The 22419-nt window shown below is 65.1% G+C and carries 20 protein-coding genes, 1 tRNA gene and 2 pseudogenes; 11 read left to right on the forward strand and 12 right to left on the reverse strand.

Annotated elements, in window-relative coordinates; all coding sequences use genetic code 11:
* Positions 1-30 precede the first annotated feature (30 nt).
* The 4 genes and pseudogenes from ACXAGF_RS14880 to ACXAGF_RS14895 all read left to right on the forward strand — a co-directional run.
* Positions 31-876, forward strand: a pseudogene (locus ACXAGF_RS14880) (transketolase); the annotation flags it as partial.
* Positions 873-1832, forward strand: coding sequence for a transketolase family protein (locus ACXAGF_RS14885; protein ID WP_475018172.1), 960 nt, complete (start codon positions 873-875; stop codon positions 1830-1832). The pseudogene ACXAGF_RS14880 and the gene ACXAGF_RS14885, both read left to right, overlap by 4 nt.
* A gap of 3 nt (positions 1833-1835) precedes the next feature.
* The gene (locus ACXAGF_RS14890; protein WP_475018173.1) at positions 1836-3299 is read left to right on the forward strand and encodes an FGGY family carbohydrate kinase; all 1464 of its coding nucleotides are present in this window, start codon (positions 1836-1838) and stop codon (positions 3297-3299) included.
* Positions 3300-3331: 32 nt separating this feature from the next.
* Positions 3332-4309 carry a sugar-binding transcriptional regulator gene (locus tag ACXAGF_RS14895; RefSeq protein ID WP_475018174.1) on the forward strand — a complete coding sequence of 326 codons (978 nt, stop codon included), beginning with the start codon at positions 3332-3334 and terminating at the stop codon, positions 4307-4309.
* Positions 4310-4618: 309 nt separating this feature from the next.
* On the opposite strand, the pseudogene ACXAGF_RS14900 reads toward ACXAGF_RS14895, so the two are convergent.
* The 4 genes and pseudogenes from ACXAGF_RS14900 to ACXAGF_RS14915 form a co-directional block, all read right to left on the reverse strand.
* Positions 4619-4794: pseudogene (locus ACXAGF_RS14900) on the reverse strand (sugar phosphate isomerase/epimerase); the annotation flags it as partial.
* An 800-nt stretch (positions 4795-5594) separates the two neighbouring features.
* Positions 5595-5671, reverse strand: a tRNA-Met gene (locus tag ACXAGF_RS14905).
* A gap of 133 nt (positions 5672-5804) precedes the next feature.
* A complete protein-coding gene (gene mnmA / locus ACXAGF_RS14910) occupies positions 5805-7010 on the reverse strand; it encodes a tRNA 2-thiouridine(34) synthase MnmA (RefSeq protein ID WP_475018175.1) in 1206 nt (401 codons plus the stop codon).
* A 183-nt stretch (positions 7011-7193) separates the two neighbouring features.
* Positions 7194-7937, reverse strand: a complete 744-nt coding sequence (locus tag ACXAGF_RS14915) for a helix-turn-helix transcriptional regulator (RefSeq protein ID WP_475018176.1) — start codon at positions 7935-7937, stop codon at positions 7194-7196.
* A 322-nt stretch (positions 7938-8259) separates the two neighbouring features.
* On the opposite strand from ACXAGF_RS14915, the gene sciP reads away from it, so the two are divergent.
* Entirely contained in the window at positions 8260-8535 is a 276-nt protein-coding gene (sciP, locus tag ACXAGF_RS14920; RefSeq protein ID WP_007769470.1) for a CtrA inhibitor SciP, read from the forward strand.
* A gap of 40 nt (positions 8536-8575) precedes the next feature.
* On the opposite strand, the gene ACXAGF_RS14925 is transcribed toward sciP, so the two are convergent.
* Together ACXAGF_RS14925 and ACXAGF_RS14930 are read right to left on the reverse strand one after the other, a co-directional pair.
* Positions 8576-9025, reverse strand: coding sequence for a paraquat-inducible protein A (locus ACXAGF_RS14925; protein WP_475018177.1), 450 nt, complete (start codon positions 9023-9025; stop codon positions 8576-8578).
* Positions 9026-9232: 207 nt separating this feature from the next.
* The gene (locus ACXAGF_RS14930) at positions 9233-9583 is read right to left on the reverse strand and encodes a flagellar export protein FliJ (RefSeq protein ID WP_475018178.1); all 351 of its coding nucleotides are present in this window, start codon (positions 9581-9583) and stop codon (positions 9233-9235) included.
* Positions 9584-10111: 528 nt separating this feature from the next.
* Here ACXAGF_RS14930 and ctrA point away from each other — a divergent pair.
* The gene (gene ctrA, locus ACXAGF_RS14935; protein ID WP_475018179.1) at positions 10112-10813 is read left to right on the forward strand and encodes a response regulator transcription factor CtrA; all 702 of its coding nucleotides are present in this window, start codon (positions 10112-10114) and stop codon (positions 10811-10813) included.
* Positions 10814-10979: 166 nt separating this feature from the next.
* Here the strand turns inward: ctrA and ACXAGF_RS14940 are convergent, their stop codons facing one another.
* Both ACXAGF_RS14940 and chpT read right to left on the reverse strand, forming a co-directional pair.
* Positions 10980-11342 (reverse strand): response regulator, encoded by a 363-nt coding sequence (locus ACXAGF_RS14940; protein WP_475018180.1) that lies wholly within the window; start codon positions 11340-11342, stop codon positions 10980-10982.
* A gap of 91 nt (positions 11343-11433) precedes the next feature.
* Complete coding sequence (gene chpT, locus ACXAGF_RS14945) at positions 11434-12081, reverse strand: histidine phosphotransferase ChpT (protein ID WP_475018181.1); 648 nt, start codon at positions 12079-12081, stop codon at positions 11434-11436.
* Positions 12082-12293: 212 nt separating this feature from the next.
* Between chpT and ACXAGF_RS14950 the strand changes: the two genes are divergently transcribed.
* Together ACXAGF_RS14950 and ACXAGF_RS14955 are read left to right on the forward strand one after the other, a co-directional pair.
* Positions 12294-12881: a DUF1134 domain-containing protein gene (locus ACXAGF_RS14950; RefSeq protein WP_475018182.1), complete on the forward strand. Its 588-nt coding sequence runs from the start codon at positions 12294-12296 to the stop codon at positions 12879-12881.
* Between the two features lie 124 nt (positions 12882-13005).
* Positions 13006-14166: a hypothetical protein gene (locus ACXAGF_RS14955; protein WP_475018183.1), complete on the forward strand. Its 1161-nt coding sequence runs from the start codon at positions 13006-13008 to the stop codon at positions 14164-14166.
* 13 nt (positions 14167-14179) lie between these two features.
* On the opposite strand, the gene ACXAGF_RS14960 is transcribed toward ACXAGF_RS14955, so the two are convergent.
* On the reverse strand, positions 14180-15007 hold the full coding sequence (locus ACXAGF_RS14960) for a TrmH family RNA methyltransferase (RefSeq protein ID WP_475018184.1): 828 nt from the start codon (positions 15005-15007) through the stop codon (positions 14180-14182).
* A gap of 2 nt (positions 15008-15009) precedes the next feature.
* Entirely contained in the window at positions 15010-15396 is a 387-nt protein-coding gene (locus tag ACXAGF_RS14965) for a hypothetical protein (RefSeq protein WP_475018185.1), read from the reverse strand.
* 37 nt (positions 15397-15433) lie between these two features.
* On the opposite strand from ACXAGF_RS14965, the gene ACXAGF_RS14970 reads away from it, so the two are divergent.
* A complete protein-coding gene (locus tag ACXAGF_RS14970) occupies positions 15434-16462 on the forward strand; it encodes an RluA family pseudouridine synthase (RefSeq protein ID WP_475018186.1) in 1029 nt (342 codons plus the stop codon).
* A 253-nt stretch (positions 16463-16715) separates the two neighbouring features.
* Positions 16716-17621, forward strand: a complete 906-nt coding sequence (rpoH, locus tag ACXAGF_RS14975) for an RNA polymerase sigma factor RpoH (protein ID WP_475018187.1) — start codon at positions 16716-16718, stop codon at positions 17619-17621.
* Between the two features lie 74 nt (positions 17622-17695).
* Here rpoH and ACXAGF_RS14980 read toward each other — a convergent pair whose 3' ends face one another.
* A complete protein-coding gene (locus ACXAGF_RS14980; protein WP_475018188.1) occupies positions 17696-19858 on the reverse strand; it encodes a hypothetical protein in 2163 nt (720 codons plus the stop codon).
* A 135-nt stretch (positions 19859-19993) separates the two neighbouring features.
* Entirely contained in the window at positions 19994-21298 is a 1305-nt protein-coding gene (locus tag ACXAGF_RS14985) for an adenylosuccinate synthase (protein WP_475018189.1), read from the reverse strand.
* Between the two features lie 193 nt (positions 21299-21491).
* Here ACXAGF_RS14985 and ACXAGF_RS14990 point away from each other — a divergent pair, with 193 nt between their 5' ends.
* Positions 21492-22373, forward strand: a complete 882-nt coding sequence (locus ACXAGF_RS14990; protein ID WP_475018190.1) for a DMT family transporter — start codon at positions 21492-21494, stop codon at positions 22371-22373.
* The last annotated feature ends 46 nt before the right edge of the window (positions 22374-22419 follow it).

Genomic DNA, 22419 nt, shown 5'->3' on the forward strand with positions numbered 1-22419 from the left:
TCCACCGATACGCATGTTCTATCTAATGCGAATAATTATGCTGAGGTGATGAACATGACCCCCCAGGATCTTCGCATGATCGCCAATCGTGTCCGTCGACGCGATCTTCAGGCTGTCTTTGAAGCCGGCGCCGGCCATATCGGCGGCGAGATGTCCGTGATCGATCTGCTCACGGCGCTTTACTTCCACACGATGAATGTCAGCGCCCAGGCGCCACTCGACCCGAAGCGCGACCGTCTGGTGCTCAGCAAGGGGCACACGGCGCTCGCCCTCTACATTGTGCTGTCGGAAAAGGGCTTCATTCCGAAGGACGAGATCTCGACATTCCTCAAGCCGCACTCCCGCCTCAACGGTCACCCGAACCGAGTCAAGGTGCCCGGTGTGGAGACCAACACCGGACCGCTCGGTCACGGCCTGCCGATCGGCGTCGGCATGGCCAAGGCGGCGAAGCTGAACGGCGACGCCTGGCGCACCTTTGTCATTACCGGCGACGGGGAGTTGCAGGAGGGCTCCAACTGGGAGGCCATCATGGCAGCGGCCCAGTTCAGGCTCGACAACCTGACCCTGATTATCGACCACAACCGGCTGCAGCAGGGCGCGCGCCTGGCGGACACCAACGACGTCGCCCCGCTGCGCCCCAAGCTCGAGGCCTTCGGCTGGGCGGTCGAGGAGATCGACGGGCACGACATGGAGCAGATCTGCCGTGCGCTGGCGCCCGAGGCGGCCCTGCCCGGAAAGCCGAAATGCATCGTCGCCCACACGCAGAAGGGACAGGGAATCTCCTTCATGACCGACAATGTCGCCTGGCATCACAAGGTGCCGACCGAGGAACAGTACAAGCAGGCCATGGCCGAACTTGAGGAGGCCGCACGATGAACGCCCCCTTCGAAACCGCCAAGCTCCACGATTGCCGCGACGCCTTCGTCGCCACTCTGGAAGAGCTCGGCGCCGGAAACAACGACATTGTTGCCGTTTGCAACGACTCCGTCGGCTCATCCAAGCTCGGCGGGTTCAGGGACAAGTTTCCCGAGCGCCTGGTCAACGTCGGCATTGCCGAGCAGAACATGGTCGGTGTCGGCGCGGGACTTGCGAACGGCGGCAAGATCCCGTTCGTCTGCGGCGCGTCGCCCTTCCTCACCGGCCGGGCCCTGGAACAGATCAAGGCCGACATCGCCTACTCCCTGACGAATGTGAAGCTCGTCGGCATCAGTTCGGGCATGGCCTATGGCGAACTCGGGCCCACCCACCATTCGATCGAGGACTTCGCCTGGGTTCGCGCCCTGCCGAACATCCCGGTCATCGCGCCGGCGGACCGGTTCGAAACCGCCGCAGCCGTGAAGTGGGCGGCCGCACATGACGGCCCGTGCTTCCTGCGTCTGAGCCGCGTCGGTGTACCCGATGTCCTTTCGGATGACCACGTGTTCGAGGTCGGCAAGGCCAACAGGCTGCGCGAGGGCGGCGACCTTACCATCATCGCCAACGGCGTCCTGACCCATCGCGCCGTGCAGGCCGCGCTGATCCTGGAAGCGCGGGGCATCGCGGCGCGGGTGGTCAACATGGCGACCGTGCGGCCGATCGATGCCGATGCGATCCGCGCCGCCGCCGAGCAGACCGGCGCCATTCTGACCTGCGAGGAGCACACCGTCTTCGGCGGGCTGGGAAGCGCGGTCGCCGAGGTCGTTGTCGACACCCATCCCGTCCCGATGACGCGACTCGGCGTGCCTGGCATCTTCGCCCCGACCGGATCGGCAAACTTCCTGCTGGACGAGTTCGGCATGTCGCCGCAGGGTATCGCCGACAGCGCGGCGCTGCTGCTGAAAAGGAAAGGCTAGGAGATGACGCGAACGGCTGTTCTGGCGATCGACGAAGGCACGACCAATTCCAAGGCCGTCCTTGTTACGGAAGCGGGCGAGATCATCGCCAGCGGATCCGCGCCGGTGCCCACCGAACATCCGCAACCGGGCTGGGTCCAGCAGGACGCCAACGAGATCTGGACGGCGACGAAGAAGGCCGTCGCGGCCTGCCTCGACGCCGTGCCGAACGTCGAGGTCGTTGCCCTCGGCATCTCCAACCAGCGCGAGTCGATCCTGATCTGGGACCGCAAGTCCGGCGCGCCGCTGGGGCCGGTCGTGACCTGGCAGTGCCGCCGCACAGCTACGGCGTGCGAGGCGCTGAAAGTGGCCGGGCACGAGCCGGACGTGATCGCCCGGACCGGCCTTCCCCTGGACCCGATGTTCCCGCCGACCAAGGCGGCGTGGCTGCTGAAGAGCCATGGGCAAGCGCATGGCGACATCTGCATCGGCACGGTGGACAGCTGGCTGATCTGGAAGCTCACCGATGGCGGGGTCCACGCCACCGACCGTTCCAACGCGGCGCGGACGCAGCTGTTCAACCTGACCGACGGCCGATGGGACGAGGGCCTCTGCGCCCTCTTCGGCGTTCCCCGTGCGATGTTGCCGGAGGTGGAGGATTCGGCCCACGTCTTCGGCCGGACCCGCAATTGCGGCGCCCTGCCCGATGGCATTCCAATCGCCTCGGCCGTCGGCGATTCCCATGCCGCCCTGTTTGCCCATGGGGCCTTCGGGCCCGGCGACGGCAAGATCACCTTCGGCACCGGGTCGTCGGTGATGACCACGGTGCCTGCCTATCTGGTACCGCCGGCCGGGATTACCACGACGATCGCCTGGTCGATCGGCGGCCGTTCGACGTTTGCGCTGGAGGGCAATATCCTCGTCAGCGCCTCGATCCTGCCGTGGACCGCGGAGATGCTGGGTCTGGACGGTGTCGATGCGCTGCTAGCCCTTGCCCAGACCGTCGCTGATGCGCAAGGGGTCTCGCTGGTTCCGGCTCATGTCGGCCTTGGATCACCCCACTGGAAATCGGGCGCGCGCGGCCTCGTCTGCGGCCTGTCCTTCGGATCGAGGCCCGCCCACCTGGCCCGAGCCGCAGCCGAGAGCATGGCATTCCAGGTCCAGGACGTGTTTGCGATCATGGCCGCGGCGGCCGGCGGCATCGGCCGCCTGTCCGTCGATGGCGGACCTAGCCGCAATCCGTTTCTGATGCAACTCGTGGCGGACTACATCGATCACCCGGTGGTCCCGTGCCGGAACACCGAAGCCTCCGCCATTGGCGCCGCGCAACTCGCAGGATTGGCAACGGGTTTCTGGCCGGACCTGGAGGCCCTCGCCCGGCTGTCGCGGCACGATGCGGAGATTGCCCCGAGGATGCCGAAGGCTGCGCGGGACGCCGGCCTTGCGGCCTGGCAGGTGGCCATTGCTCGCGCGACGCTGGGAGTGTAGGGAATAAATATTCACGACCAGGGTTGGAGCCCATGTCTCGACTGCACGAACTGCGCATGATCGCCCGCGTGGCGCAGATGTATCACATCGAGGGCAAGCGTCAGGCCGAGATCGCCGCCCATCTGCGGATGTCGCAAGCGACCGTGTCGCGGATGCTCAAGCGGGCGCAGGAGGAAGAGATCGTCCGCACCACTGTAATCGCCCCTTCCGGCACGTATGCCGACCTCGAGGTGGACTTGCGCCGCAAGTACGGGCTTGCCGAGGCGATCGTCGTCGAATGCACCGAGGATCGCGAAGGGGCCATCATGGCCCGCATCGGCGAAGCGGCCGCCCATTTTCTCGAGGCCACGCTGCAGCCGGAGGAGATCATCGGCGTGGCGAGCTGGTCCGAAACCATCCTGCGCATGGTCGAGAACATCCATCCGATGAAGGACGGCAAGGCGAAATATGTCGTGCAGACGCTGGGTGGCCTCGGCGATCCGCGCGTCCAGGCGAATGCCACGCAGCTCACCACGCGCCTTGCCAAGCTGACGGGAGCCGAGCCGCACCTTCTGAGCGCGCCGGGCGTGGCGCAGTCGCGCGAGGCCAAGCTCGTCCTGCTGGGCGACCCCTATGTCCGCGAAACCATGGACATGTTCGGCAAGATCACGCTGGCGCTCGTCGGCATCGGCGCGATGGAACCGTCCGCGATGCTGGCGCGCAGCGGCAACTTCTTCTCCTCGCGCGAACTCGCCCATGTCGCCGAAGCCGGCGGCGTCGGCGACATCAGCCTGCGGTTCTTCGATGCCGAGGGCAGGTTCGTGAAGACGCCGCTGGACGACCGCGTCATCGGCATGTCGCTCGAAGAGCTTTCCGGTATCGAGCGGGTCATCGCGCTCGCCGGCGGACAGTCGAAGACCGAGGCCATCCGCGGCGCGCTGCGCACCGGCGTCATCGACATTCTGGTCACCGACAAGTTCACGGCCGAACGGCTGGTCGGCTCGAACAGCCACCAGGCCGCTGCCGAGTGATTCCGGACGGCCTCGGATCGCACCAAGAGCGCCATCCTTCCGCCCATCGTCACCCTCGCCAAAGAACAGGGGCGGCTACGACGGCCGGGACCGACACGGGTCGGGACCGCGTTCAGCGCCATGCCGACGCCATGCGCGGAAACGCCGACGTTGCGGATCTTCACGCGCAGGGTGCCGCCCACTGCGCCGATGATGCCGGCCAGGATCGCCAGCTCCACGAACCGGCGGCAGTCCCCGGATGCTCCCGGTTCCCGCCGTCGACGCCCCGATTGGGCTGAACAATCGTCCTTGTCGTTTCCCGGAATGGGGTCAGATCGCCTGCGGCTTGCAGTCGCTTTCGGCCACCGGCATCACGCCTTTCAGGACTGCGATGGACTTTTCCAGTCCTTCGAGGCTGTTCAACAGACGTCCTCGTGCTCGACCGAAAGCCAGCCATCGTAGCCGGCCATCCTCAGGCGGTAGCAGAACTGACGCCACCATTCCTCGTCGCGCCGATCACGCATAGGCCGCTTGTGTAGCTACTGGTGCCGGCATAGGCTCCGTACAACCATGAGAAGGGCTGTGGCCGTGAATAGACTATCGAAGATTGCGCACGCGGTGTTATGCGCGACCTACCGAACATCATGCGCTGTAGCACTTTTGTATTGGGCCGTGATGGTGCTGTCGTTTGCGACGAATATATACTTAAGGGCCACGGACATCGGCGGATGCTTGTTTGATGAGGATGTTTATTGCCCGGACAAGCCGCTGCTCTCGAACTTGGCGAGTCTATGGGGCCTGTTCGTATTGGGAGGAGCCGTTGCCGAACCAGAATACATGACAAGTGTCCGTGCTTGGCTGCTTGTGGCGGCGTATTCATTGGGTCCGATCGCCACTTTGGTTTCGCTCATCGGATTGGTGGTCCGCCGTTTCAGTGACTATTTTTTCCCTCGCCGTCTCTAATCCCTTCACAGCACAGGCGGAGTTGAAGATTGCACGTCTCAAGGATCATTTGGGGATGGATACCGTCGCAGCGCACCAGAAGAGCGCCAATGCCAAACAAGCGAGCTTTGACCTCGCTCATAAGCATTTCGTAGACTCTGCGCTCTGATTGTCGAGCACTTGTATCGACGCCACCTGTCATTCGGGACAGCGCTCCTTGATATGTTGCATCCATGTCGCATGGAGTGGCCGAGTTTGGTGAGCAACCGTTGAAAATCAAGGGAACTTGGATGCAACACGACGCGAAATGAGTGCCCACGCCGCGCGCGACGTCATAAGCCATTGATAAATCTGAAAATATGAATGGTAGCGGAGGAGGGATTCGAACCCCCGACACAAGGATTATGATTCCTCTGCTCTAACCTACTGAGCTACTCCGCCCCCGGCGAACGGTCGGCGCTTGCTGCGTTTTCCGTTCGGGACGGGCGGCTTATAAGGTGCCCCTCCCTCAGGTGTCAAGCGCCGTTTCCGGCAAAAACGCCGACCCCTGCAATGGCCTGTGAATTGGCCGGCATCAGGCCGCCGCGGGCGTTGCGAGAATGCGCTTCAGCGCCGCCTCGGCCGAGGCTTCGCGCTCGGAGCGGGCGATGAAGCCGCCGCCATAGATGCGCGCGTCCTCGCCCTCGCCGGAATAGAGCGCGCAGGCCTGGCCGGGCGCGACGCCGGCCTCGCCCTCAGAAAGTTCGACGAAAAGCCCGCCTTCGTCGGCCGACAGCATCGCCGGGCGCGGCGGACGCGTCGAGCGCACCTTGGCGAAGCAGGCAAAGCCCGTGGCCGCCGCATCGAGGATGTCGCCGTCGCCGAGCCAGTTGACGTCACGCAGATAGAGCCGGCGCGTCTCCAGCGCCTGCTTCGGCCCGACGATCACCCGGCGCGAGCGCGCGTCGAGGTAGACGACGTAGAGCGGCTCGCCGGTGGCGATGCCGATGCCGCGGCGCTGGCCGATGGTGTAGTGCAGGATGCCCTCGTGCCGGCCGAGAACGCGGCCGTCGATATGGACGATCTCGCCGGCGAGCGCCGCGTTCGGCTTCAGCTTGGCGACGATGTCCGAATACTTGCCCTGCGGCACGAAGCAGATGTCCTGGCTGTCGGCCTTCTGCGCGACGACGAGGCCCATCTCCTCCGCCAGCGCCCGCGTCTCGGCCTTGGACAGGTGCCCGAGCGGGAAGCGCAGGTAGTCGATCTGCTCCTGCGTCGTGGCAAACAGGAAGTAGCTCTGGTCGCGCTCGGCATCGACCGGCCGGTAGAGCGCGCGCCGACCCGGGGCGTGCGGGGTCGGGTTCGGACGCGAGCGGATGTAGTGGCCGGTCGCAAGCGCGTCGGCACCGAGTTCCCTGGCAGTCGCAAGCAGGTCCGCGAATTTGACGGTCTGGTTGCAGGCGACGCACGGGATCGGCGTCTCGCCGGCAACATAGCTCTCGGCGAAGGGATTGATCACCGTCTCGCGGAAGCGCTTCTCGTAGTCGAGCACGTAATGGGGAATGCCCAGCGTCTCGCAGACGCGGCGCGCGTCCTCGATGTCCTGGCCGGCGCAGCACGACCCGGCCCGGTGCACGGCAGCGCCGTGGTCGTAGAGCTGCAGCGTGATGCCGAGCACGTCATAGCCCTCGCGCTTCAGGATGCCGGCGACGACGGACGAATCCACGCCGCCCGACATGGCGACGACGACCCGCGTATCTTCTGGCTTCCTGTCGAAATCGAGACTGTTCACGGCATCCATCCGGTGGTTCGTCCATGGGCGACCGGCGCCCTCGTCGCGGCAATCTGTGCGCGCTCTGTCCGGCGCCGCCGGGCGCCGCGGCCGACATATAGAAACTTGTGACCGCCGGGGCAAGAGAAGGCCGCCGTCCGGCCGCGCTGCGACCTTCGCGCCGGGCGTCCACCCTGCCCCGCCGGGCCGGGATCAGATCAGTTTCAGCCGCATCGCCGAGGCGATCGCCTGCATCCGGTTGACGGCGCCGAGCTTGCGGGTCGCCGTCTTGAAATAACTGCTGACGGTATAGGTGGAAATACCGAGGATGATGGCGATCTCGTCGCTGCTCTTGCCCGCTGCCGCCCAGCGCAGGCACTCGATTTCGCGGCTGGACAGCTTTTCGCGCGCCGACGGACCGGGCGAGAAGGTCTGCTCCAGACATTCGAAGAGCTGCACCGCACCGAAATAGAGCCCGGCGACGGCCTCCGGATCGGACGACGGGCCCGCGCCGGAAAAGACGGCGATGAACGGTTCGCCAGCGGTCGCATGCAGGAGGAAGGCGACCGACGTGGCCAGCCCATGTCGCGCCAGAAGTTTCGCCGTCCCCTCGTCCTGAACCGCCCCCTTCGCGGCAAACAAGCTGGCGTCGCCGTGGACCGGACGCTTTGTCACCGCCACCGCGGACACCAGGCGGCTGTCGTGAAAGACGCCGCGATCGTCGTAGGTCCGCATCAGTTCCGGCGGCCAGTTGCTGAGCAGCAGCCGCTCGGACAGGCGCTGCCGCTCCCCGTCGGGAAAACGGGTGACGAGAAAATGGCTGAAGCCGAAATGGCTGGCACAGCGCCGCATCAGTTGCAGCACCTCATAGTCCGTCTTCACGCGCCCAAGCGCCGCGCCCGACAGAAACTCGGGCAACCGGCGGTCCTGCACCGGTGCATTGTCAAGATCTCTCATACACCCCATCCAATGGCCGGCACGGGCACGGACGTGTCCTTTCCGTTGCCGCGGACCGAAATTCTTTCCGATCAGGCCGTCATGCTTCAAGGAGAAAGCCCCCAGACTGGTCGGGCTCTACCAGATGCCCATTGTCGAAGGAAATAGTTAATTCTCGCGTCTCGACCATGTGCCGCTGTCGATCAGGCGCCTTCGTCATGAACTGAGTTCATCTGCGAAGCCGCTCAAATTGTTAGCGAATTGTTATGATCGGTTTAGGCAATTTTTAAATGTGGCGAACTACAGTGGGCCCACTTGGTCTTGTGTGTATGTAGAGAGTCCTATGACCGAATTGATACGACCCCGCGTGAAGTATGTCATCGGCCCCGATGGCAGCCCCCTGACGATCGCCGATCTGCCGCCGGCCAACACGCGGCGCTGGGTGATCCGGCGGAAGGCGGAAGTCGTCGCCGCCGTCCGTGGCGGCCTGCTGAGCCTGGAAGAGGCCTGTGAGCGCTACACCCTGACGGTCGAGGAGTTCCTGTCCTGGCAGTCCTCCATCAACGACCACGGCCTGGCCGGTCTCCGCACCACGCGCATCCAGCAATACCGGCACTGACACGACAATCCGATCTTTCGCATTCGTTCTGCGGCCGCCTTCAGTGCGGCCGCAGCCGCATCTGCAGCAGGCTCGTCATCACCGCCGATCCCGCGTAGAACCAGAGGCCCGGCTGGCTGAAGGCAGCCGCCATGCCGCTGGTCTTGGCTGCCACGATCACCAGTGCCACCAGCATCACGTCCATCATCGACCAGCGCGCCAGCAGCGGCAGCAGGCGCGCCAGCACGCGGTCATGCGTGGCGTCGCCCTTCGTCGTCGTCGCCTCGAAGGCGACGCCGATCAGCTTGACCACCGGAAAGGCGATCGAAAACAGCGCAACCACAACGGCCAGCAACCGGTTGTCCTGCACCCACAACGAGGCCACGACCCCCAGCAGCGACGGCGTTTCGCTGAAGAAGTAGAGCTTTTCGAACCGGACCAGCGGCAGCACCAAGCCGAGACCGAGCGACAGCGCGGACAGGACCAGCAGAACGGGGATGATCAGGACCATGGGTCGCCTCGTATCATCTTCGCGATCGCCGCAACAGCGCTGCTGTGCCGCCTCCCGTTAGCGCGCAGCCGCGGCGCGCGTCGCCGTCCGTTCGCCAGCCCTTGAACCGGAAACGCGAAAGAACCCTCATGACCGCGGTCTCGCCCGGTCATGAGGGTTCGTCCTCGGGCCCGCCCCGGTCGGATGACCGGCGGCAGCGTCGCCCGATCAGGCGCGCATGCGAACCGCGTTGTCGCGTTCTTCCAGCGCGGCCGCCTTGGCATATTCGGCCTCGACCTCCTCAAGCGCGAGCTCGGCGGCGTCCTGCTGGACCTTCAACTCGCGGATGGAGACGAGAAGATTGTCCGCCCGCTGCCGCGCCGCCTTGGCAAAGGTGGGATAGGCAAAATGGCTGGGATCGGAAATGCCGGACTTCTTCTCCTCGATGGCAATCTGGCTTTCCAGTTCCTTCGACATCCGCTCGAACTCGGACATCATCATCTGCAACTGGCTCAGTTGCCGCCTCTTCTCTTTCACCTGAAATTCCTTCAGGCGAACAAGGCTCTCACGTGACTTCATACGCAATACTCCCGTGGATATCGAGACCCCGGCACCTGGCAGGCGGCCCGCGAAACGAGCGGAACACCTGGCCCTTACAAGCTTAAGGCATGCTTCGGCTGTTATTCAAACCGAAACAGGCCGCATTTCCCGCCCGTTCACCGACTGATCGATCCGGTAACCAAAGAATTTCCGGCGATATTAACGAAACCCTACCGCTGGTAACCTTTCGTTTACGGGCATCGTTAATCATAGGCGGCATGATTTAAGGGTCGGTAAATGCAAAGCCCAAAATGCCGCATGACCTGTAATCACGAGTCGAAAGAGTCGGTTAGCGCAGTTTCTTCACAATGAAAGTGAGGATCGTGCATTCAAATTCCTACATGAATTCAGGGAGCTGCTTAAGTTAATTAACATCTTCGATGCATCTTGCCAGAGTGAATCAGAATTTGTTAACCATTCGGTGGCAGCCTCCAAATCAGGCAACGACTGGATCCGTATCGCGTAGAGGGGCCAGGACACCTTGAGCGGCGGAAAAGGGGACGGGAAATGCGGGTACTACTCATTGAAGACGACAGCGCGACGGCGCAGAGCATCGAGCTGATGCTCAAATCCGAGAGTTTCAATGTCTATACGACGGATCTGGGCGAAGAGGGCGTCGATCTCGGCAAGCTCTACGACTACGACATCATCCTGCTGGACCTGAATCTGCCCGACATGTCGGGCTACGAAGTGTTGCGCACGTTGCGCCTGGCCAAGGTCAAGACGCCGATCCTGATCCTCTCAGGCATGGCCGGCATCGAGGACAAGGTGCGCGGGCTCGGCTTTGGCGCCGACGACTACATGACCAAACCGTTCCACAAGGACGAGCTCGTTGCCCGCATTCATGCCATCGTCCGCCGCTCCAAGGGCCACGCGCAGTCGGTGATCTCCACCGGCGAACTCATCGTCAACCTTGACGCCAAGACGGTCGAGGTCGGCGGCCAGCGCGTGCACCTGACCGGCAAGGAATACCAGATGCTGGAGCTGCTCTCGCTGCGCAAGGGCACGACGCTGACGAAGGAAATGTTCCTCAACCACCTCTACGGCGGCATGGACGAGCCGGAACTGAAGATCATCGACGTCTTCATCTGCAAGCTCCGCAAGAAGCTTGCCAATGCCGCCGGCGGTGCCAACTACATCGAGACGGTCTGGGGCCGCGGCTATGTGCTGCGCGAGCCCGACGGCGGCGATTACGCCGAAAGCGCCTGATCCACCTGAAAGCGACGCACCCGAAAAACCCGCCGCACGCACCGGCGGGTTTTTTGTTTGCCGCACCAGGCCCGCCATCCGCCCCTGCCCGCCCTTGTCCAACAGAAAATGGCGGCCGCCGGAGGGCGACCGCCTGAGAGGGTGTTCCGGACCTGCGATGCGCCGGTCAGGCGGCGATCTGCAGGTTGGCGAAGACGTTGGTCAGGATCTTGCGATCGAAGGGCTTGAGGAGAAAGTCGTCGGCGCCGGCTCGCTTGCCCATCATCATCGTTTTGAGGTCGGCCTCGACCACGCAGTAGAAAATGCGGACGGTGTCGCCCTTCGGCAGCATGCGGATGTTGCCGATCAACTCTATGGCGCCATCCATGGTGGCGTCGATGATGATGACGTTTGGCAGTTCGGTCTCGCAGCGGACCAGCGTCTCCAGCGAGTTCGAGGCTTCGAGCACCAGGTAGTCGAGGCCCGAGAGAATGCGTTTTCCGACCTTGCGAACGACATCGGAACCGTCCGCAATCATGATACGCCGCATAGCTTGCTCCAATCCCCGCTCCGGGCGAGCGGCCAATTATGAAGCAAGTGTAGCCATCTCTGGCAAATAAATGGTTACCGGTTCCGCCTGCTCAGTCGGCGGATATCTTGGCGACGAAGGTGATTTCCTCGGCCGACGGCAGGATCGTCAGCTCCATGCCCGCCTCTTCGGCGAGCAGGACGGTGTAGTAGGGCTGGATCGTGTGCGCATCGACCGCTTCCTCGAGCTGGCCGGAGAGCATCTCTGCAAATTTCGGCGGCACACGCAGCATGCGGCCCCTGGCGGTCAGCCGGAACTCGGCGTCGAGGTCGGGCCGCTCCAGCGTGACCTCGATCGAACCGCCACGCGGAATCGCCCCGTAGGCGACAAGGAACAGGTTGAGCAACAGCTTGACGCGGTTCTTGGCGACGATCGCGCGCGGGCCGTTCCAGCTGATTTCCGTCTTTTTCTCGGCGGCGGCGAAGTCGCGCGCGGCCTTTTCGGCCTCGCCCGTGTCGATGGAGGCGCCGACAGAGCCGGAGGCCCCGAAGGCGAGCCGGGCGAACTTGAGCCGGACCGATGCATTCAGCGCGCTGGTGCGGATCAGCTCCATCGCATCCTCGTCGGCGCCGCCCTCATCCAGCAATTCCAGCCCGTTGTTGATCGCTCCGACCGGGGAAATGACGTCATGGCAGACGCGGCTGCACAGCAGCGCCGCAAGGTCTGGACCGCTCAGGGTGAGGTTCGGATTCTTCGCCATCACGTTCTCCAAATTTGGCCCACGCCCGGCGGCGGGCGTCAGTCGCCGTCGCGCGGCGGGTTCGTCACTCGATGCTTAGCACGCGAAAATTGCGTGGAGCAGGCTCGATCAAAGGCCAGCCATAAAGACACCACATTTGGTAAACCGATTGTTAACACGATCCGGTCAAATTGCCATCCATGAGAAAGTCCCGAACCACCGAAGGAAGAGATATGGGTGTTTCGATTTTTCCCAGGATCGCGATCCTGTTTGCCGCGCTCGGCGCGTTCGTCCTCGCCGGATCCACGCCTGCCCGGGCGCAAGCCGCCGGTGCCGGCTCCCAATACACGCTGCAGGAGATTGTCGACGCTGGTCACAGTTTCTTCGGCACGACCACCGGCGGCCTTGCCAAGGTCATCGAACGCGCCTTCCAGTCCTATGGACTGCCGAACGGCTACATCCTCGGCCAGGAAGGCTCGGGCGCCTTCGTCGCCGGACTGACCTATGGCGAGGGCGAACTGAACACCAAGAACGCCGGCATGCACCCGGTGTTCTGGCAGGGCCCGTCCCTCGGCCTCGACTGGGGCGGCCAGGGCAGCCGGACGATGATGCTCGTCTACAACCTGCCAGAGGTGAATTCGCTCTATCACCGCTTCGCCGGGGTCTCCGGCGCGGCCTACGTGGTGGCCGGCGTCGGCATGACCGTGCTCACGGAACAGAACATCGTGCTGGTGCCGATCCGCACCGGGATTGGCGCCCGCCTCGGCATCAATGCCGGCTATCTCAAGCTGACCCGCAATCCGACCTGGAACCCCTTCTGATCCGGCGGACGGGCCGCAGCGCACATTTACCAGCGTAACCGAATTTGTTTGCGGGGCCCTGTGCAACGGGGCCCCGTTCGCTATAGTGCCGGACGGATGACCGGGAAACGGAACAGGCGCCGTCGTGATTGAATATGCCCTGCTATTTGCCTTAGGCTTCCTGGCCGCCACGCTCACGGGCCTGATCGTGGCACCGGCGATCCAGCGCCGTATTGTCATCTATACCGAGAACCGCCTGAAAGCGACCATGCCGCTGAGCCCCCAGGAGGTGCGCGCCCAGACCGACATGGCGCGCGCGGCCTTTGCCGCCGAGAATGCGCGCGTCACGCAGCAGCTCGTGCGCGAACGCGAGAAGGGCACCCGTCTGTCGGTGCATAACGAGTCCCTGAAGCAGGAAGTCAGCCGGCTCGCCGCCGACGTCGCCGATCTCAAGACACAGGTGGAAGAGCTGAACGTCGGCGCCGCCGACCTGCGCTCGAGCCTGCGCCACGAGGCGCAGCGCTACGACCAACTCAAGGAGCGGCTGGACGCGGCGGAGCGCGAGATCCTGCACAAGAAGCGCGAGATCGAGATTCTGCACGCCAACCGCGATCTGGTCCAGACCGACCTGAACGACAGCCTGATTTCGCTGGCGGCGCGCGAGACCGAACTCGAGAGCCTCAACAGCAAGATACTGACCCTGCGCCACGAGCGCGACAAGCTGGTTGATGGCCTGCGCGCGTCCCAGGCCAGCCTCAAGGAGACCGGCCAGCGGCTGTCGCGCGAGGAAACGCGGTCCCGCCAGCTTGAACAGCGGCTGTCGCGCGAGGTCAGCCACAATGCCGACAAGGACAACGCCCTCGAGCGCCGCACGGCCGAGATCAACCGCCTGCGCGACAGGCTGAAGGGCATCACGGCGGACGCCAGGGCATCGGTCCGGAGCGGCCGCGCAGCGGAGGCGAAGGCCATGCCGCCCGCCCTCCCAGAGGCGCCGCGGATTCAACTCGCCAATGGAACCGGCCCCGCCAGGACCGGCGTTGCCGATCTTGTGTCGCTCGAGGCCGATGTTCGCGATCGCAGTGCCGGCATCAGCCAGCGCCTGGCCGAGGCGGCCTCGCCGGAACTGGATGCCAGCCTGCGCGAGCAGATGGCCGAGGTAGCCGCAAGGATGATCGTCCTGACCGAGGCGCGCGAAGGCACCGGTTCGCCGATCCGCAGCCTGCTGGACCAGGCCGCCGCACCGGCGGACCCGAACCGGATCAGCCTGGCGCAGCGCGCCAAGGACCTGTTGCCGCCGCGCGAATAGCCAAACTGCAGGGCTAGCGCAGACGGCCGCTGCGGACGGCCATGCGGTAGAGCGCGATCCCGCTGGCGGTCGCGACGTTGAGGCTGTCAAGGCCCGGGCGCTGCGGAATCCGTGCCGTGTGGAACCGCGCCAGGATCGACCCCGGCAGGCCCTCTCCCTCCGTACCCGCCACCAGCGCCAGCCGCGGCGAGGCTTCGATCTCGTCGATGGGCGTCGCGCCCCGCGGTGACAGCGCCCATATGGCAAAGCCGGCCGCGGCAAGGCGACCCAGCAGGCCTTGCGCGTCCCCTCCCGTTGCGAACGGAACGCGCAGCACCGACCCGACGGAGACGCGGATCGCCTTGCGGTACAGCGGATCGCAGCAGGTGGCGTCGAGCAGCACCGCGTCGGCGCCGAAGGCGGCGGCATTGCGAAACAGCGCCCCCATGTTGTCGTGGTTGGAGATGCCGCAGGCGGCCAGAACCAGCGCGTCGGACGGCAGTGCGTCAATCAGCGTTCCCGGGTCCGGCGCCGCTTCGCGCCGGCCGATAGCCAACACGCCGCGGTGCATGTCGAAACCAGCGATGGCATTGAACACGTCGCGGCCAGCGACATAGACCGGAACGTCGGCGGCGAACGTGTCGAGAATGTCGAGGACACCCGCCAGCCGGTTCTCCAGGATCAGGATCGCCTCGGCGCGAAAGCGGCGCGCGCCAGCGGCCGAGGACAGCATCCGCAGCACCACCGTCCCCTCGGCGACGAACCGTCCTTCCCGCCCGACGAGGTCGCGCTCACGGATCGCGCGAAAGGCGGCGATCCGCGGGTCATCACTGCTGCCGATTTGGATCGGTGGGGCGGCCACGCCTACCTGCCGTCGACGTCGACGTCGGCGACGATCCGGCCGGCGGCGATGTCGAACAGGATCGCCTTGCGAGCGCCGTCGGCAAATGCGCCGTAGAACAGGATCTGGCCGTCCGAATGCGAGACCGCCGACACGGTGAAGCCATCCGGCAGTGTGACCGAGCCGCTCATCGGTCCGTCGCTTGGGACCGCCAGACCGGCCGAGGCACCGGTTTCGGGCTTGCCATCCGTCCGCGTCACCTTGTAGACAATGGCCGCCAGCACCGCCATGAACATGACGAGCATGATGCCACCCGAGACGAGCTGCAGGCGAACCATCTTGCGACGGACGTTTTCCATCGCCGGGTCGAGCGGCTTTTCTTCCAGTTCATCTGCATCGATATTCGACATGGGCGGTAGCGTCTCCGACAGCCAGGACAATCTTTCAATGAGCGCCCCCTTTAAACAAGCCGACGACACAAGGAAAGTCCTGACCGCGGGCGAGGATGCCGCAGGCCGGCTCGACGCATGGCTGGCCGAGGCATTGGGCGGCGAATATTCGCGCAGCCGGATCAAGGCGCTGATCGAGCACGGCGCCGTCTCCGTCAACGACGCCGCCGTCACCGAGGCAAAGCGCAAGGTACACCCGGGCGACGCGATCGCGATTGACCTGCCGGAACCGGAGGATCCTGAGCCGCAGGGCGAGGATATCCCGCTCGACGTGCTCTACGAGGACGGCGACCTGATCGTCGTCGTCAAGCCGGCCGGCCTCGTCGTGCACCCCGGCGCGGGCAACTGGACCGGCACGCTGGTCAACGCGCTGATCCACCATTGCGGCACGAGCCTTTCGGGGATTGGCGGCGTGCGCCGACCCGGCATCGTCCACCGGCTCGACAAGGAGACAAGCGGGGTGATGGTCGCCGCCAAGAACGATGCGGCGCACCGCCATCTGTCCGCCCAGTTTGCCGATCACGGCCGTAGCGGCCCGCTGGAGCGCGCCTACCAGGCCGTCGTCTGGGGCCGGCCGCGGCAGCTCCGCGGCACGATCGACGCCCCGCTTGGCCGCGCCGGCGACCGGACGAAGCGCGCAGTCAAGCGTGAGGACAGCGACGACGCGCGCGAGGCGATCACCCACTACGAAGTGGTCGAGCGCTACGGCGAAAGGCCGGACGCCACCTGCCTCGCCTCGCTCCTGGAGTGCGAACTGGAAACCGGCCGTACCCACCAGATCCGCGTGCACATGGCCCACATCGGCCACCCGCTGATCGGCGACCCGGAATACGGCGGCGCCTACAAGACCAAGGCCAACCTCTTGCCGGAACACGCCCGCGCGGTGGTCAACGGCTTCCACCGCCAGGCCCTGCACGCCTTCATGTTGCAGTTCGAGCACCCCTCGACGGGAGAAGCCATGCGCTTCGAGGCGCCGGCGCCGGGCGACATGGCGGCGCTGCTGGAGGCTTTGCGTTCGATCGGTTGATCGCGAGCCCGGCCACCTTGAAAAGCCGTCGCTGAAGCACCATATGCAGCCCATACCGTCCTCTCGATCGCGCGGCCTTCACCTGTTCGTGAAACGACCGGCGCTTGCACCTTTGTTTCGCCATACCTATTTGTCATCATGGCGGGGTCGCGAAGTCCCGCCCCGGAGCATGGTCTGACGGGGATCCAGTCCGGATCAAGCTCCGCTCAAGGCTTGCCTAGAGAGGAAGCCGTACCTTGGAAGGGGGTGCTCGATGGCCCGCAACACACTGCCGTCCGTCACGGCCGGCGAAGGCGGTCTGAACCGCTATCTCGACGAAATCCGCAAATTCCCGATGCTTGAGCCGCAGCAGGAATACATGCTCGCCAAGCGTTACCAGGAACATGGCGACCGCAACGCCGCCCACGAGTTGGTGACCAGCCATCTGCGTCTGGTGGCGAAGATCGCGATGGGCTATCGCGGCTACGGCCTGCCGATCGGGGAAGTGATCTCCGAAGGCAATGTCGGCCTGATGCAGGCGGTGAAGAAGTTCGATCCGGAGCGCGGCTTCCGCCTCGCCACCTATGCCATGTGGTGGATCAAGGCCTCGATCCAGGAATATATCCTGCGCTCCTGGTCGCTGGTGAAGATGGGCACGACCGCCAACCAGAAGCGGCTGTTCTTCAACCTGCGTCGCATGAAGGGCAAGATCCAGGCGATCGAGGACGGCGACCTCAGGCCGGACCAGGTGGCCGAGATCGCCAACAAGCTGAAGGTTTCCGAAGAGGAAGTCGTGTCGATGAACCGGCGCCTCTCCGGCGACGCGTCGCTGAACGCGCCGATCAAGGCAAGCGAGGGCGACTCCGGCCAGTGGCAGGATTGGCTCGTGGACGATCGCGACAGCCAGGAACAGACCCTGATCGACCAGGACGAGCTGGAAACCCGCCGGGCGATGCTGGCGCGGGCGATGGACGTGCTGAACGATCGCGAACGGCGCATTTTCGAGGCCCGTCGCCTGTCGGAAGACCCAGTGACGCTTGAGGAGCTCTCTTCGGAGTTCGACATCAGCCGCGAGCGCGTCCGCCAGATCGAGGTGCGAGCCTTTGAAAAGGTACAGGAAGCGGTTCAGAAGTTTGCGGCCGAGCAGGCTCAGGCGCTGCGGGTGATCGAAGAGGCGTAGGCGCAAAACCACCCTTGCCAGACAAGCAAAGAGCCCGGCGCAATGGCCGGGCTCTTTTCGTTTCGTCTTCGCCGCTACTGGCTGTTTGCCGCCGGCGCCTGCGCCGCCCAGGCGTTCATGACAGAGTTGAACACCTCGACCCCGGTCGTCCCCTTCTCCAGCGTGATCAGAGCCCGCCGGCCGTTGCGGTAGGTGACGGGGATGTCGATCCAGGCGCGCCCCTTCATCAGCTCGGCGTTGCGCGCGATCGCGTCCGGGAAGTCGTTGAGCGCGATCATATGGAAGTCCTCGGTGATCTTGGCGGGTACCGCGATCAGCGGGTCGCCACGATCCTGTTCCGTCTGCTTCATCGCCACGCGCTGGACGCTGTCGATGCTGCCACCGTCGAAATTCGTCGGCAGCGCGAACACGAGCTCGACCAGATGGCTTGCCGGCAGCGACTTGTCGGCGTTGCGGCGGATGGTCATCTGCGCCGTCAGGCCGTTCGAGGGAACGTTGATCTGCGCATGGATGACCGGCTCCGGCTTCGCGTCGGCGCCGGGCGACTCCTCGCCTTTCGACCATACCACCGTCCCGTCGATCGCGGTCGGCGCGGACTGGCCGAGGCGCTCCTCGTAGAGGAACATCTTCTGCGCGACGCCGATCGGCGCTTGCTCGGCTTCGTTTCCTGCCTGTGCCGTCTGCGGGCTTGCAGGCGCCGGCGCGCCCGTTGCCGTGCCGGCCGGCGGCGCGCTTGCCTCGCCGGCTGTTGCCGTCTCCTCGGTCACGGTTGCAGGGGTCTCCGGCGTGCTGACCGGCGCGGTCGAGGCGACCTCGGTCGTCTGCTCGGAGACCGACTTTCCTTCCTCGGTCGGCGATGCTCCGGCGACGGGGGCCGGCCCTTCGTCGCTCTCGCTGCCATCCTCCAGCAGTCGCTGGGTGAACTTGGAATTGGCGGCGACCTCGATCTCCGCCTCCGCAGCCGGATTGGCCTCGCCCGGAACGGCCGTTTCGCTCGCCTCGTCGGCGGGAGGCGCAGCGGGGGAGACGAGATCGGCGATCATGCCGTTGATGGCGTCGCGGTTAAGCCAGTAGGCCGCTCCCGCACCGCCGATCACGGCCAGAGCCGCCGCGACCGCCGCCACCTTCGCGAGGCTCACCCTGCGCTTGCGCGGCTCGGCTCGGAACGAGCGCTGCCCATTGCGGGCCGCAGCATCGTTCGCGCTCGCGGGGACCAGCGGCTCCGCCGCGGCTGCCGACGTCGCGCCGGCCTCCGCGCCAGGATGGTATCCGATGAGTTCCTCGAGATCGCTCCAGGCGTTGTCAACCGCCTTCTTCTGCTCGGGGGCCGCCTCGCCGGCGGCCGCCTCTTCTGGCCAGCTCCATTCCGGCGCGGCGTCGGTCGTGGCGTCATCCGCCGCGATCCGTTGCGTCCGCTCCTCCCCGGCGATCACCTCGTGCGCGGTGACCTCCTCCGGTTCGGCATCGGAGCGCTCGTCGTCCAGTTCCCACGGCATGGCGGCAACGTGCTCGTCAGGCCGGTGGGCGGGATCCCCCTCGTCCTCTTCCGGCTGCCGCGCCGCCTCTTGCGCGGGGGGCGCGGAGGGGACGGCGCGCTCGACGAACTCGATGTGATCGTGCACCGGCACCCCGGGCTGCAGACCGATATAGTGCGGCGGTTCCCGATCGGCCGTCTGGGCGTCCCACTCTGCCGTCTCGTCGGCTGCCGGCGCGGACTGGGCGGCCTCGCGCACCGGTTCCTGCGGCCACTGCACTGCCTCGGCATGGCGCCAGTCAGGGGCCTCGGGCGTGGCCGTCGCTGATTCGGCGACGGGCTCCGGCGCCTCTTCGTATGGTTCCGGCGCGACGGGGAAAGCCTCCAAGGCTTGATCGGCAGAAGCCGGTTCGGCAACCGGGGCCTCGACAATTTCCTCGGCCTCCTGCACCACCCGCTGCTCGTCGGCCGCAGGTTCCGGCGTCGCCGCCTCCACCACAGGCTCGGGCTCTGGCTCTGGCTCGGGCTCGGGCTCGGGAGCAGGTTCCGGCACCGGGGGGGGCTCCATCAAAACCACGGGGACGTCCGCGGCGAAATCCTCCACCGCCGGCAGCGCCTCGGCATGCTCGCTCTCGACTTCCGTGATCGCTGCTTCGAGCTTATCAAGCTGGCGCTGGACCAGTTCGTCCGACGGACGCGGGTTCATCGCCTCAAGCTGCCTGCGTACCGCGCCGCGCGCCTTGTCGTAGACTTTGCCCCGCATGTCCGGAGAATTGTCCGTGAGGCCATCAACGGCCCGACGAATGACTGCTACAAAATCCGCCATAAGAACTTTCTCGTGAACTTCCGGCCCCTCGTGATCGCGAATCCAGTCCGGAACGGTGTGTCAAATCAAATCTTAGTCCTCGAAAGGATCGGTCACAAGTATCGTGTCCTCGCGCTCCGGACTGGTGGAAAGCAGCGCCACCGGTGCGCCGATCAGCTCCTCCACCTGGCGTACATACTTGATCGCCTGCGCCGGCAGGTCGGCCCACTTGCGGGCGCCGACGGTCGATTCCTTCCAGCCTTCCAGCGTGATGTACTTCGGCACCACCCGCGCCTGCTGGCCCTGGCTGGCGGGCAGGTGATCGACGTCCTTGCCGTCGATCGTGTAGCCGACGCAGATCTTCAGTTCCTCAAGGCCGTCGAGCACGTCGAGCTTGGTCAGCGCGATGCCGGTGATGCCGTTGGTGGCGACCGACTGGCGCACCAGCGCCGCGTCGAACCAGCCGCAGCGGCGCTTGCGCCCGGTGACCGTACCGAACTCGTGGCCGCGCTCGCCCAAAAATTGGCCGATCTCGTCATTCAGTTCGGTCGGGAAGGGCCCCTCGCCCACCCGCGTCGTGTAGGCCTTGGTGATGCCCAGCACATAGCCGAGAGTGCCGGGTCCCATGCCCGAGCCGGCGGCCGCCTGGCCGGCAACGGTGTTGGACGAGGTGACGAACGGGTAGGTGCCGTGATCGATGTCGAGCAGCGATCCCTGCGCCCCTTCGAACAGGATGCGCGCACCGCGGCGGCGCTCCTTGTCCAGCATCAGCCAGACCGTGTCGCGGAACGGCAGCACGCGGTCGGCGACCGAGGTGAGCTCCTGCATGATCGCTTCGTGGCTGATCTCCTGCTCGCCGAGGCCGCGGCGCAGCGCGTTGTGGTGGGTCAGCAGCCGGTCGACCTTGGCCGCCAGCGTGTCCAGGTCGGCCAGGTCCATCACGCGGATCGCGCGGCGGCCGACCTTGTCCTCGTAGGCCGGCCCGATGCCGCGGCGGGTCGTGCCGATCTTGATGCCGCCGTTTGCCTTGGCGGCGGCGTCCTCGCGGATGCCGTCGAGCTCGCGGTGCAGCGACAGGATCAGCGTGGCGTTGTCGGCGATGCGCAGATTGTCGGGCGTGATCTGGACCCCCTGGGCCGCCAACTTGTCGATCTCGGCGCACAATGCATGCGGGTCGATCACGACGCCGTTGCCGATCACGGCCATCTTGCCCGGGCGCACGACGCCCGAGGGCAGCAGCGAAAGCTTGTAGCTGGTACCGTCGATGACCAACGTGTGGCCGGCATTGTGACCGCCCTGGAACCGCACGACAATGTCGGCGCGCTCCGAGAGCCAATCGACAATCTTGCCCTTGCCTTCATCGCCCCATTGGGACCCGATCACCACGACATTGGTCATTTCGTTTTTCCTGCTTCCTACGCACACGCGCGCGCACTTTACAAACCCGCGCATCTATACTGTGTAGTTTTGGCGAAAGCGACCCTGTTGTGCGGGTACGGCCCGCTTTTTGCGTGGCGCCACCGCCAATTAGGCCCTATTTCTGCGCCCGCCACTTTCGCGCGGACCGCAACATGCCCATTGGAATATTGTCTTGAACAGCAAAGCCTATTTCTATCTGTGCGTCACCGCCCTGTTCTGGGGCGGCAACTCGGTCGCCGGCAAGCTCGCCGTCGGCCATATCAGCCCGCTGATGCTGACGACACTGCGCTGGTTAGTCGCCCTTTGCGTCATTCTTGGGTTCATGACCCCGCAGATCAGGCGCGACTGGGCGAAGATCAGGGCGCACTGGCTACAGCTTTTCCTCTATGGCGCGGTTGGCTTTACCCTGTTCAACGCGCTGCTCTACTCGGCACTGAACCATACCAGCGCCATCAACGCCGTGATCGAGCAGGCGGGCATCCCCATGCTGATCTTCGTCCTCAACTTCGCACTCTTCCGGATCCCGGCCTCGCCTGCCCAGATCGTCGGCTTCTCGGTGACGCTCGTGGGCGTGCTGGTGACGGCCGCGCACGGCGACCTCACCTCGCTGATGGAACTTCAGCTCAACTTCGGCGATATGCTGATGCTGTTCGCCTGCATCGTCTATGCGGCCTACACCGTGTCCCTGCGGTGGAAACCGGTGATGCACTGGCAGAGCTTTATCGCCGCCCCCGCCTTCGGCGCCCTCCTCAGTTCGCTGCCGTTGTTGTGGTGGGAGGCCGGGTCGGGTGCGGTGATCGTGCCCGACGCCACCGGCTGGGCCATCGTCGTCTATGCGGCGATCTTCCCCTCGCTGATGTCACAGGTGCTGTGGGTGCGGGGCGTCGAGATGATCGGGCCCAACCGCGCCGGCCTGTTCATCAACGCCATCCCGATCTTCGGCACGCTCCTGTCCGTCCTGATCATCGGCGAGTCGCTGCACCTGTTCCATCTCGCGGCGCTGTCACTCGTGCTCGGTGGCATCGCCATTGCCGAATGGGGCCGGCCAAAGTGACCAGAGGCGGCAGGCGACTTGTTCCCTGACGGCGAAACTGATTTCC

The sequence above is a fragment of the Mycoplana sp. ABR4_002 genome (assembly GCF_056159645.1).